Annotated in this window: 8 protein-coding genes; 5 read left to right on the forward strand and 3 right to left on the reverse strand. The window is 71.9% G+C overall.

All coding sequences use genetic code 11. The annotated features are described in order from the left end of the window. Positions 1-105: 105 nt before the first annotated feature. From pta to ACZ66Z_RS06050, 5 genes are all read left to right on the forward strand, one after another. Positions 106-2187: a phosphate acetyltransferase gene (gene pta, locus ACZ66Z_RS06030; protein ID WP_469932796.1), complete on the forward strand. Its 2082-nt coding sequence runs from the start codon at positions 106-108 to the stop codon at positions 2185-2187. Continuing rightward, positions 2184-3434 carry an acetate kinase gene (locus ACZ66Z_RS06035; RefSeq protein ID WP_469932797.1) on the forward strand — a complete coding sequence of 417 codons (1251 nt, stop codon included), beginning with the start codon at positions 2184-2186 and terminating at the stop codon, positions 3432-3434. The genes pta and ACZ66Z_RS06035 overlap by 4 nt, the downstream gene beginning before the upstream one ends. Before the next feature lie 82 nt (positions 3435-3516). Next, positions 3517-4947, forward strand: coding sequence for a pyruvate kinase (gene pyk / locus ACZ66Z_RS06040; protein WP_469932798.1), 1431 nt, complete (start codon positions 3517-3519; stop codon positions 4945-4947). 312 nt (positions 4948-5259) lie between these two features. After that, complete coding sequence (locus tag ACZ66Z_RS06045; protein ID WP_469932799.1) at positions 5260-9072, forward strand: hypothetical protein; 3813 nt, start codon at positions 5260-5262, stop codon at positions 9070-9072. Then, positions 9062-9409 carry a hypothetical protein gene (locus tag ACZ66Z_RS06050; protein WP_469932800.1) on the forward strand — a complete coding sequence of 116 codons (348 nt, stop codon included), beginning with the start codon at positions 9062-9064 and terminating at the stop codon, positions 9407-9409. Before ACZ66Z_RS06045 ends, ACZ66Z_RS06050 begins: the two co-directional genes overlap by 11 nt. 58 nt (positions 9410-9467) lie before the next feature. On the opposite strand, the gene ACZ66Z_RS06055 is transcribed toward ACZ66Z_RS06050, so the two are convergent. From ACZ66Z_RS06055 to ACZ66Z_RS06065, 3 genes are all read right to left on the reverse strand, one after another. Then, on the reverse strand, positions 9468-10769 hold the full coding sequence (locus tag ACZ66Z_RS06055) for a hypothetical protein (protein ID WP_469932801.1): 1302 nt from the start codon (positions 10767-10769) through the stop codon (positions 9468-9470). Next, on the reverse strand, positions 10759-11325 hold the full coding sequence (locus tag ACZ66Z_RS06060; protein ID WP_469932802.1) for a DUF6114 domain-containing protein: 567 nt from the start codon (positions 11323-11325) through the stop codon (positions 10759-10761). The genes ACZ66Z_RS06055 and ACZ66Z_RS06060 overlap by 11 nt, the downstream gene beginning before the upstream one ends. A gap of 119 nt (positions 11326-11444) precedes the next feature. After that, positions 11445-12128, reverse strand: coding sequence for a DUF6230 family protein (locus ACZ66Z_RS06065; protein WP_469932803.1), 684 nt, complete (start codon positions 12126-12128; stop codon positions 11445-11447). Positions 12129-12434 lie beyond the last annotated feature (306 nt).

Consider the following 12434-nt stretch of genomic DNA (forward strand, 5'->3'; position numbering starts at 1 on the left):
CCCTATCAGGGCTTTCCGAGCACTGCCGATTGACGCACGGGGCGCGGATCGGTGCCGCGAGAGCACCGTTCGGCCCTTCCGCAGGACTGGACAGGAGACCACGGCGTGACGCGCAGCGTGTACGTGACCGGGATCGACCGCGGTGACGGCCGCCAGGTCGTCGAGCTGGGAGTCATGGAGCTCCTCACCCGCCAGGTGGACCGGGTGGGGGTGTTCCGTCCGCTGGTGCACCACCGTCCCGACCGGCTCTTCGATCTGCTGCGCGCCCGCTACCGGCTCTCGCAGGATCCCTCGACGGTCTACGGCATGGACTACCACGAGGCCTCGGCGCTCCAGGCCGAGCGGGGCACCGACGAACTGGTCTCCCGGCTCGTCGACCGCTTCCACGACGTCGCCCGCGACTACGAGGTCGTCCTCGTCCTCGGCACCGACTTCGCCGCCACCCAGCTCCCCGACGAGCTCGCGCTCAACGCGCGCCTCGCCAACGAGTTCGGCGCCTCCGTCATCCCGGTGGTCGGCGGCAAGGACCAGAACGCCGAGTCCGTACGGGCCGAGGTGCGCAACGCCTTCCGGGCGTACGACGGGCTCGGCTGCGACGTGCTCGCGATGGTCGTCAACCGGGTGTCCGGCGAGGACCGCGAGGCCATCGCCGAGCGGCTCGCGGCCCGGCTCCCCGTCCCCTGCTACGTGCTGCCCGACGAGCCGGCGCTCGCCGCGCCCACGATCGCCCAGATCACCCACGCCCTGGGCGCCTCCGTCGTCCTCGGCGACGACGCGGGGCTCGCGCGGGACGCGCTCGACTTCGTCTTCGGCGGTGCGATGCTGCCGAACTTCCTCAAGGCGCTGACCCCGGGCTGTCTCGTCGTCACCCCCGGGGACCGGGCCGACCTGGTCGTCGGCGCGCTCGCCGCGCACTCGGCCGGCACCCCGCCGATCGCCGGCGTGCTGCTCACCCTGAACGAGCGGCCCGGCGACGAGATCCTGACCCTGGCGGCCCGCCTCGCGCCCGGCACGCCGGTCGTCTCCGTACCGGGCAACAGCTTCCCGACCGCCGCGGAGCTGTTCGCGCTGGAGGGCAAGCTGAACGCGGCGACCCCGCGCAAGGCGGAGACCGCCCTCGGCCTCTTCGAGCGGCACGTGGACACCGCCGACCTCCTCAAGCGGATCTCGGTGGCGCGCAGCGGCCGGGTCACTCCGATGATGTTCGAGCACGAGCTGCTCGAACAGGCCCGGGCCGACCGGCGCCGGGTGGTGCTGCCGGAGGGCACCGAGGAGCGGGTGCTGCGCGCGGCGGACGTGCTGGTCCGCCGTGACGTCTGCGACCTGACGCTGCTCGGCGACGTCGAGGCCATCCGCAAGAAGGCCGCCGACCTGAGCGTGAACCTGGGCGACACGCAGCTGATCGACCCGCAGACCTCGGAGCTGCGCGACGCGTTCGCCGAGAAGTACGCGGCGCTGCGGGCCCACAAGGGCGTCACCGTCGAGCTGGCGTACGACGTCGTCTCGGACGTGAACTACTTCGGCACCCTGATGGTGCAGGAGGGCCTCGCCGACGGCATGGTGTCGGGGTCCGTGCACTCCACGGCGGCGACGATCCGGCCCGCGTTCGAGATCATCAAGACGAAGCCGGACGCGTCGATCGTCTCCTCGGTGTTCTTCATGTGCCTCGCCGACAAGGTCCTCGTGTACGGCGACTGCGCGGTCAACCCGGATCCGAACGCCGAGCAGCTCGCGGACATCGCCGCCCAGTCGGCGGCGACCGCGGCCCGCTTCGGGGTGGAGCCGCGGATCGCGATGCTCTCGTACTCCACCGGCACCTCGGGCTCGGGCGCGGACGTCGACAAGGTGCGGGAGGCGACGAAGCTGGTCCGCGAGGCGCGTCCGGACCTGCGGATCGAGGGTCCGATCCAGTACGACGCGGCCGTCGAGCCGTCCGTGGCGGCGACGAAGCTGCCGGGTTCGGAGGTGGCGGGCCAGGCGACCGTGCTGATCTTCCCGGACCTCAACACGGGCAACAACACCTACAAGGCCGTGCAGCGTTCGGCCGGCGCCGTGGCCGTCGGCCCGGTGCTCCAGGGTCTGCGCAAGCCCGTGAACGACCTCTCGCGCGGCGCGCTCGTCAGCGACATCGTCAACACGGTCGCCATCACGGCCATCCAGTCCCAGTCCCAGGAGCTCCCGGCATGACCGCCACCCCCGCGAACGCGTCCACGACCCCTCCCTCCCGCGTGCTGGTCCTCAACTCCGGCTCCTCGTCGGTGAAGTACCAGCTGCTCGACATGCGTGACGACAGCCGCCTGGCGCAGGGTCTGGTGGAGCGGATCGGCGAGGAGACGTCGCGGCTCGTGCACACCCCGCTCAAGGGCGGCGGGAAGCGCGAGAAGAACGGGCCGATCGCCGATCACGCGGCCGCCCTGAAGGCGGTCGCCGAGGAGCTGGCGGCGGACGGCCTGGGCCTGGACTCCCCCGAACTGGCGGCGATCGGCCACCGGGTGGTGCACGGCGGGCTGCGGTTCACCGAGCCGACGGTGATCGACGACGAGGTGCTCGCGGAGATCGAGCGGCTCGTGCCGGTGGCGCCGCTGCACAATCCGGCGAACCTCGTCGGCATCCGGACGGCGATGGCGATGCGCCCGGACCTCCCGCAGGTGGCGGTCTTCGACACCGCCTTCCACACGACGATGCCGGAGTCGGCTGCGCGGTACGCGATCGACGTGGAGACCGCCGACGCGCACCGGATCCGCCGGTACGGCTTCCACGGCACTTCGCACGCGTACGTCTCGCGGGAGACGGCAAGGCTCTTGGGCAAGGAGCCGGAGGAGGTGAACGTGATCGTGCTGCACCTGGGGAACGGCGCCTCCGCGTCGGCGGTGCGGGGCGGCCTGTGCGTGGACACCTCGATGGGTCTGACGCCGCTGGAGGGCCTGGTCATGGGCACCCGCTCGGGCGACGTCGACCCGGCGGTGACCTTCCACCTGATGCGGAACGCGGACATGTCGGCGGAGGAGGTCGACGTGCTGCTGAACAAGAAGTCGGGGCTCGTGGGGCTCTGCGGCGACAACGACATGCGGGAGATCCGCCGGCGGATCGACGAGGGGGACGAGCGGGCGGCGCTGGCCTTCGACGTCTACGTGCACCGGCTCAAGAAGTACATCGGGGCGTACTACGCGGTGCTCGGCCGGGTGGACGCGGTGGCCTTCACGGCGGGGGTCGGCGAGAACGCGGCGCCGGTGCGGGAGGCTGCGATCGCGGGCCTGGAGGAGCTGGGGCTCGCGGTGGACGCGGACCTGAACTCCGTGCGTTCCGACGAGGCCCGGATCATCTCGCCGGTGTACGCGCGGGTGGCGGTCGCGGTGGTGCCGACGGACGAGGAGCTGGAGATCGCGCGCCAGAGCCACGCGCTCGTTCTGGAAGGGGCGAGCTCGAACGAGTGAACGCCTGAGCGGGCCCGCGCCCATTTGTACTTTCCGCCAGACGGAATATTCCGCAGTGAAACAAACCGATAGGATCCGCCTCATGCGCCGTTCCAAAATCGTCTGCACGCTGGGCCCCGCCGTCGACTCGTATGAGCAGCTGAAGGCTCTCATCGAGGCCGGTATGAACGTGGCCCGATTCAACTTCAGCCACGGGTCCCAGGCAGAGCACCAGGAGCGGTACGACCGCGTCCGGCAGGTCTCCGCGGACACCGGGCGCGCCGTCGGCGTCCTCGCCGACCTCCAGGGCCCGAAGATCCGTCTGGAGACCTTCGCCGAGGGACCGGTCGAGCTGGTGCGCGGTGACGAGTTCACCATCACCACCGAGGACGTCCCGGGCGACAAGTCGATCTGCGGCACCACCTACAAGGGCCTGCCGGGCGACGTCTCCAAGGGCGACCAGGTCCTGATCAACGACGGCAACGTCGAGCTGCGGGTCGTCGAGGTCGACGGCCCCCGGGTCAAGACCATCGTCGTCGAGGGCGGCGTCATCTCCGACCACAAGGGCATCAACCTGCCCGGCGCGGCGGTCAACGTGCCCGCGCTGTCGGAGAAGGACGTCGACGACCTCCGCTTCGCGCTGCGGATGGGCTGCGACATGGTCGCCCTGTCCTTCGTCCGCGACGCCGACGACGTCAAGGACGTCCACAAGGTGATGGACGAGGAGGGCCGCCGGGTCCCCGTCATCGCCAAGGTGGAGAAGCCGCAGGCGGTCGAGAACATGGCGGACGTCGTCGCCGCCTTCGACGCCGTCATGGTGGCCCGCGGCGACCTCGCGGTGGAGTACCCGCTGGAGAAGGTCCCGATGGTGCAGAAGCGCCTCGTGGAGATGTGCCGGCGCAACGCCAAGCCGGTCATCGTCGCCACCCAGATGATGGAGTCGATGATCACCAACTCGCGGCCGACCCGCGCCGAGGCGAGCGACGTCGCCAACGCGATCCTGGACGGCGCGGACGCGGTCATGCTCTCGGCCGAGTCCTCGGTCGGCGCGTACCCGATCGAGACCGTGAAGACGATGTCGAAGATCGTCGCCGCGGCCGAGGAGGAGCTCCTCTCCAAGGGCCTCCAGCCCCTGGTCCCGGGCAAGAAGCCGCGCACCCAGGGCGGCTCGGTCGCCCGCGCGGCCTGCGAGATCGCCGACTTCCTCGACGGCAAGGCGCTGATCGCCTTCACGCAGTCCGGCGACACCGCCCGCCGCCTCTCGCGCTACCGCACGCAGCAGCCGATCCTCGCCTTCACGACGGACGAGGGAACCCGCAACCAGCTCACCCTGAGCTGGGGCGTGGAGTCCTTCCTCGTGCCGTTCGTGGAGACCACGGACGCCATGGTCGACCTCGTGGACGCCGAGCTCCTCAAGCTCCAGCGCCACAGCGCGGGCGACACCATGGTCATCACCGCCGGCTCGCCCCCCGGCGTCCCCGGCACGACGAACATGGTCCGCGTCCACCACCTGGGCGGCGCACAGCGCGCGTGACGCCCTCCTCGTGAACGGCCGGTGGGCCGCGCCCCCTTCCCGGGGGTGCGGCCCACCGCCGTTTCCGGACGACCGCCTCTCAGCCACTGCCTGTCCGGGAGCCGAAAAAGATCTTCCGCATGCGAATGTGCCGATGCAATGATTGCCCGGCCTTCCGGGGGGAGGGCAGGGGGTGTGCCCTGACCAGGCACCCAGGGGATCTCACTTCGCGGCGCACCGTATGCGAACGGCGCGCCGTGCTCGTCCATGTCCACACCCGTACCTCCGCCCGGGGCTGACCTCTTCGTCGACCCACAGGTGGAACACGTGCACATGACATTCCAGCCCGGCTCGCGAGGGACGAGACGGGGGTGGTTCCGGCGCAGAACCGCGGCCGCCGCTCTCACGACGGCCTCCTCTGTCCTCCTGACTCTCCTCTCCACCGCCCCGGCCCACGCGGACGAGCCCGGGGACAACCCCACGGACCCCTGGCAGCGGACCCTCCGCATCAGCCTCGGCGTCACGCCCCGGGAGAACCGCTGCATCGCGGCCCGGTTCGCCCACCTCGGCGGTCCGGAGGCGAAGGCCGCCGCCGGCCGCGCGCTCGCCGGGGCCGACGCCGACATCGCCACGGCCATCGGCTCGCGTGGCTGGCTGCTCTCCGGACCGCTCGGCCAGGCCCTCGACCGGGACAAGGCCGCCACGGGCACCGCGGTCGACGCGTTCCAGGCCCGCCAGCAGAAGCTGGACGCCTCGAACTCCCCGTACCGCTCGGTGAACTCCTTCGGCGGCCGCGACTTCCACGCCCCCGCCTTCGGCGCGGACGTCCTGGGGTTCGCCGGGCAGAGCACCCTGTGGGGCAAGATCGCCAACGACCCGCGCCCGATGCCGGGCGCGGCGTCCCTGGACAAGGCTCGGACGGTCCTGGAGGGCATCTCCACCCCGGACGACTACTGGGAGACCAGCTATCGGGCCGTAGCCGGTGACGAACTCCTGGGGGTTCGGGGGGGCAATGGCGGATCGGCCAACGACGTCGCCCAGTTCCTGCGTTACGGCGGCTTCCCCAAGCAAGCGCCTGCACCGGACTCCCTGGAGTTTCGCACCGAGGTCGAAACCCTCAAGATCGCTTGGGCGAACTGCGACAGCGCAAACCCCATCGACTACAACCGCGCCCTGACCGGGCCGGTCATCCAAGCCTTCACCGAGTGGGAGGCCGAGTACTCCGGCCAGGCCAAGCAGCGCGCCGACATCATGGCCGCCGAACTGGAGGCCGCCAAGCAGACCCGGGCGGCCACCGCGGCCATGATCGAGGCCATCCGGCAGGCCTGGCTGGCCGACCAGATCCTCTACTGGCAGAAGTACTGGTCCACCCATACCAACGGCAAGCCCGCAGCGTCCGTTTTCACCAAGGCCGCGGCGGACCTCAAGACGGCGCGGGACACGGCCGCGGCGCAGGTGACCATCGCCGACAAGGCGGCAGCGGCGGCGAAGACCGCGTCCGACAGGGCCGCTGCCGCCCAGACCTCCGCCTGGACGGTCGCCGACACGGCGAAGACCCCGCGCGGCCGGGGACTCCTCTACGCCCAGCAGTCCGTCCAGGTCGCGAAGGCGTCGAGCGCCGCCGCGCTGGCTGCGGCGAAGACCACGGCGACGGCCTCCAACGCGGCCAAGGCCACAGCCGCCGACAGCCAGGCCCTGCTCGCCCTCGCCCGGACCCAGTCGCACGCCCTCAACACCGAGTTCCGCAGGGTCGCCGCCCAGGAGGCCGCAGCCCAGGCGAAGGCGGCCGCGACCGCCGCGGCCGCCCAGGCCAAGGAGGCCGCCGCCAACGCGACGAAGGCCAAGAACGCCCAGGCCACGGCCGAGGCGGCCGAGGGCCGCGCCAAGGCCGGCGCCGAAGAGGCCCGGAAACAGCGGGAGATCGCCGAGGCCGAGAAGGCGAAGGCCGCCGCGGAGCGTGCCACCGCCGCCGCCGAACGGCAGAAGGCCGCCGCCGCCGAAGACAGGGCGCAGGCGCAGCGGCAGTCCGCCGCGACGGCCCGGAGCACCGCCGAGGCGGAGGCCTCAACCGCAGCCGCCCGGCGCGCCGCCGCCGAAGCCGCCGAGGACCGCGCCTACCGGGCCCGCGACGCGGCCGCTGCGGCAGAACGGCACAAGAACGCGACCGTTGCCCGCGCGGCGGCGCTCGAAGCCGCCGCGGCCGCCGCGGCGGGCACCGCGGCGGCCGCCGAGTCGCGGGAGGCCGCGACCGCGGCCCGGAGCGCCGCCGACGACGCTGCCGGGGCGGCCGCCCGTGCCCGTACGGCCGCCGCCGAGGCGGCCGGCGCCGCGGTGAGCGCACGCGCCGCCGCTACCCGCGCCGAAGCCTCCGCGGCCCGCTCCACGGCAGCGGCGAACGCCTCCTGGTCCGCGTACCTGAAGACGAGCGCGGCCGCTTCGACCGCGCACGCGGCCGCCGCCGAGGCGATCGACGCCGCGGCCGCCGCCGGCACCAACGCGAAGAACGCCGAGACGGAGGCGAAGAAGGCGCAGGCGGCTGCCATCAAGGCGCGCCAAGAGGCCACGGTGGCCGAGGAGGAGGCGGCCCAGGCCGTCGCCTGGGCCGCGAAGACCGCCGGCTACGCGGCCGCGGCGGGGCAGGCGGCCGTCGCCGCTCGCGACTCGGCCGCCGCAGTGGCCGTCGCCTCCACCGAAGCGGTGTCCCTCGGCACGCCCTACCAGGAACTCGACTCCTCGGCCGCGTTCGCGGTGCTCGTCGGCCAGTACACCAAGCCGATGGCCGAGCAACAGGCGGCCGCCGCGAAGGCCAGGGCCGACGAAGCGGCGAAGGCGGCGGCCGACGCCAAGGCCCTCGCCGACAAGGCCACGGGCGACGCCAAACTCGCCGCCCAGGCCGCCGCCGCCGCCGCACTCGACGCCGCGGCAGCGCAGAAGTCCGTGCAGGCCGCCCGCGCCTCGGCGGCTGAGGCCGCAGTCGCGGCGGAGGCCGCGAAGAGGGCCGACGCCAACGCACAGAAGTACGACGCGCAGGCCGGCACCGACGCGGTGCTCGCGGGGATCGCCGCGAGCGATGCGAAGGCGGAGGCCATCGCGGCCGACGGCGAGGCTACCGCCGCCGAGCAGGACGCGGCGAGCGCCCGGGGTGCCGCGACCGCCGCGACGAACGACGCGACGGACGCCGCCGGTGCGGCGGCGCAGGCGGAGGAGGACGCCACCGCCGCCGAGACCGCCGCGTCGAATGCCGACGGGGCCGCCCAGGAGGCCGACGCGGCCGCCGACCGGGCGGAGGAGGAAGAGCGTCAGTACCAGCTGACCGAGCAGGTCGACGGGGCCACCCCGGCCACCGGCCCGGCACTCGACGCCGACGCGGAGGCCCTGCTCCTGGCGCACTGCGGCCAGAAGTGCGTGGACGACTACCGCGCTGCCAAGGCCCTGGCGGGCAAGGACGTCGTCGACTGGATCATCGAGAACGGCGGGGAGATCCTCCTCGGCCTCCTCGGCGTCGACAACATCCGAAACTGCTTCGCGACGGGTGACATCGAGAGCTGCCTGTGGGCGCTGGTCGACGTCGCGAGCCTCGTCGCGGTCGCCGGCAAACTGCCCGCCGTGGCCAAGGCGATCGTCAAGGTCAGCAGTGGCGTCGCCTCCTTCCTGAAGAAGGTCTCCCGGGCGAAGAAGGAGCTCGAACGGCTCGTCAAGCTGGCCGAGGATCTCAAAAAGGGCACCGCGGCCGCGCACTGCCTCATCGACCTCGCCGGAGCGGCGGGAGCGCTGCGTGGTCCGAGCACGGCCTCCTTCTCGAAGGCCGTCTCCGCGGCGCCCGCGGCGTCGAACCAGCCGAAGCTCTGTGTCGTCCTCGCCATCAACGACGACAAGCTCAAGAAGCTCGCCGACAAGGCGAGCCGGAACGAGGTGGTGAAGCGGGAGCTGCTCGCGATGCAGAAGAAGCTCGCGGCGGGCAACGAGAACCAGGGCATCGGCAGCTCGGCGCTGCAGGGCACCGACGTCCTGTACGCCCGGAGCAGGAACGGCGCCCGCCTCTTCTACCGCAGGGTCGGAGAGGAACTGCACGTCGTCGCCACGAGCGGAAAGGGCAAGATCGAGGACGACGTGATCGCCCGACTGAAGGTGCTCTATGGACAGTGACGAACGGCCCGGACAGAGTCCGTACACAACCGTCCGCACACCGCGGTTCGACGTACGGTTCCTGCTCGGCGCGGACGACGACCCGGCCTCGGTCGAGAATGCCGACGGCACGATCATCTCCCCCGACGGCCGGTGGACGGCGACGTTCCTGACACTCCGGGAGATCGAGCGCGTCATGGACCGCTGGGCCCTGACGGGTGAGGCGGGTGGCGGTCACTTCTTCCAGTGCCGCGATCTCGTGATCGTCAGGCGCCCCGGCCTCGACTCGATGGTCCGGGCCGTCAGCGCCCTCTTCGACGAGGGCGGCCCCGAGGGCATTCTCCCGAGGGCCGACTGAGCACACGACGGCGGGCCGCACCCCTGGGAGGGGGTGCGGCCCGCCGGTCGTACGGAGGTCAGCTGGGCTCGATCGTGTTGTGCAGGCCCGGGATGCGGAGGGTGCCGCCGAACTGGCCCGCCTGGATCACCGTCACGTTGGTGAAGACGGCCCACGGGACGTCCAGCGGCGGCGGGGTCTCGGGGGTGAAGGTGACCGGGATGAGCCCGAAGAGGTTGCCCTTCAGGGACTCCGTGTACATGGTGACCGTGCCGTCGGTGATGGTCGAGTCCTCGCCCCGGGCGGAACGGACGTGGCCCGAGAGCCCCTCCGAGTGGACCGTCGTCTGGTGCAGGTCCCTGATCTTGACGGTGCCCGCGGTGAACTTCAGCGCCTTCTTGACCTTGCCGCCGGCAGTCTTCACCTCGACGATGCCGTGGTACTTCAGGCCGATCAGTTCGAGCCTCGTGCTGTCCAGCCGCCACGGCTCGTCCGGGAGCAGCGGGATGCCCGGCTCCAGCTCGGCCGCGGCCAGCGCCTCGGGGTCCGGCACGGGGCACGGGAAGCGGGGCTTGGCCCCGTCGGGTATGTCCGTGTCCTTCTTGGCGTCGAGGCCCTTGGCGCTCTCGGGGAGCTCCTCGACCTTGGCGCCCGCCGCTTCGGCGGCCTTCTGGATGGCCGCCTTCGTCTTCTCCGTGACCGCGTCCGTCTTCCGCTTCGGAGCCCCGGTGGGGGCGGTCGTGGGCGGCGCGTCGGTGGCCGGCGCCTTGTCGGCGGGAGTCCCGGTCTGCTCGGGGGCGGGCGTGGTCGGCGCCGTCGTGGGCGTGGCGGTGGCCGTCGGCGTCTTGTCCGGGCCGTCGAGGAGGTCCTTCAGGGCGTCGCCCAGGCCCAACGGGTCCAGCGGGTTCCTGGACTGCGTCGGGGAGGGCGTGGCCGTGGGGGTCGCGGTGGGCGCGGGGGCGGTCGTCGCGTGTTCCTGCGCCTGCGGCACGGCGGTCTGCGCGGTCTCCGTCGCGGTGGGCGTCGGGGTCGCGGACGGCGTCGCGGTGGCGGAGGGCGTGGCGGTCGCCGAGGGGGTGTCCGTCGGCGTGGCCGTGGCGGTGGGCTCGGTGCTCTCCTCCGGCTTCGGCGTCTCCGACGCCTCCGGCGTCGGCTCGTCCGAGCGGGTCACGCAGGGGCCGGGGGCGAAGGGGATGTCCTTGTCGTCCGCGAGGGCGAGCCTGGGCGTGAGGCCCATGCCCACGAGCACCGCGGTCGGCATGGCGGCCAGCGCCATCGCCTTCCCGGCGGGGCCCTGGATCCTGTTCAGCAGCGACTTGCGCGGGGCCGCGTGCCGCGGGCCCTCCTTCGCGAGCGCCGACTGAGTCTCGTCACCCCGCACTGTTCCTCCCGCCGTTGGCGTCGGTCGTGGTTTCGGTCGCCAGGTGCTCCACCCCGCGCTGCTCCGGGAACACGGCCGTGGGCACGGCCTCCGCAGCGGGCTCCGCACCGGCCTCGTAGGAGGCCTCCGGGTGACCGTCGTGCTCTGTGTCCTTCTCCTCGACCGGGGGCGCGGGCGCCCAGGCGACGGACATGCCGCCGCCGATGAGGGCGAACAGGAACCCGATGACGAGGCCACCGAAGTTCGACACCGGGATGGAGACGAGTCCCAGGACGATGGTCGCGACGCCGGCGAACACCCGCACGATGGGCTGGAACCACATCGTCAGTCCGAGCGTGATGAGCAGGACGCCGATGATCAGCGCGGCCGACCCGGCCGTCGTCTTCATGGCGAGCGTCATGTTGCCGAGCCGCATGTCCCCGTACGGGAGGTAGGCGATCGGTACGCCGCCGATCATGGTGAACAGTCCCGCCCAGAAGGGCCGGGTCTGCCGCCAGACCTTGAACCGGTTCTCCTTCTTCGGGACTTCGCGGGAGGCGGGGTACTCGGCGCTCATGGAACAGCTCCCTGGAAGCGGTGTTGCTGAGAAAGATGAGGTGACGGGCCTGTCGGGCGGGGCCGCACGCGGCGGCCCCACCCTCCGGAACGGATCGGTCCCTCAGGGACCGGCCGGTCCTAGTAGCACTCGGCGTCCGTGCCCTTGTGCAGCGACAGGTGCAGGCCGGGAAGCGTGAAGGTGGCGGCCGTGGTGGCCCAGGCCTTCTGCTTCACGTTGCTCAGCGTCGCCGTCTCGGCGCGCTGGCCGAAGCCGTACGGGCTGGCCGCGGTGTTCGGCTGGATGCCCGGCTTGCTCGGGTCCGCCTTGCCGCCGAACTCGTTGAGCTTGCCCGCGGCGACGCCGATGTCGATGTTCTCGAACTTGGCGTCGGTCTGGAGGTCGGAGACATCGAGGTAGATGTCCTTCGCCTGGACCTTGTCCTTGTCCTCACCGCTCTCGGCGGCCTTGGTGCCGGCCTCCAGGCGGAGGGTGACCGAGTCGTTGATGAACGGCACCTTCGGCGTCACGACCGACTGGCACATCTTGGTGATCTTGGCGCTGGAGAAGCCGGACACCGCCACGGGAGCGGCGAGGTTCGAACCGTCGAGGTTCTTGCCCACGTCCACGCTGCCGTACTGGACGAAGTCCTTGCCCTCAAGACTCTGGGCCGAGACCTTGAACTCCTGGCCGGAAATGCTGAAGGACGCGGCGAGCGCGCCCTGGGCCAGGCCGACACCGATCGCGGCCGTCGCGGCCACGCTCGGGACCATGACGACGGCGAACCGCTTCCATCTGGTCCCGCCACGAACCTGGGACTTCATGAGAATTCCTCCTTCTCGGACGTACATCTCCGAAGGGGGCCCGGGAGCCCGCCCTGGGATGGGAGAAGAGCTACGTCCTCGGGAAGGAGAGCGCCGAGGCATCAGGCGGCGCGATGCGCGTCCGAATCACCGGCGATCACCCCCGAGCGACAACCATGGGCCGCGCCATCGGGCACGGCCTGATTGGACAGGCCCCGGTCGGTGAGATCGGGAACCCCCCTGTCCACGACCGGTGCCGGAACACCGGTCCACTCGGTGGGGACCCTCGCCGCGTTCCCGGGTGGTTGCCGGGGGATGCGATTCGGA

This window comes from Streptomyces sp. NPDC107498 (genome assembly GCF_055582805.1).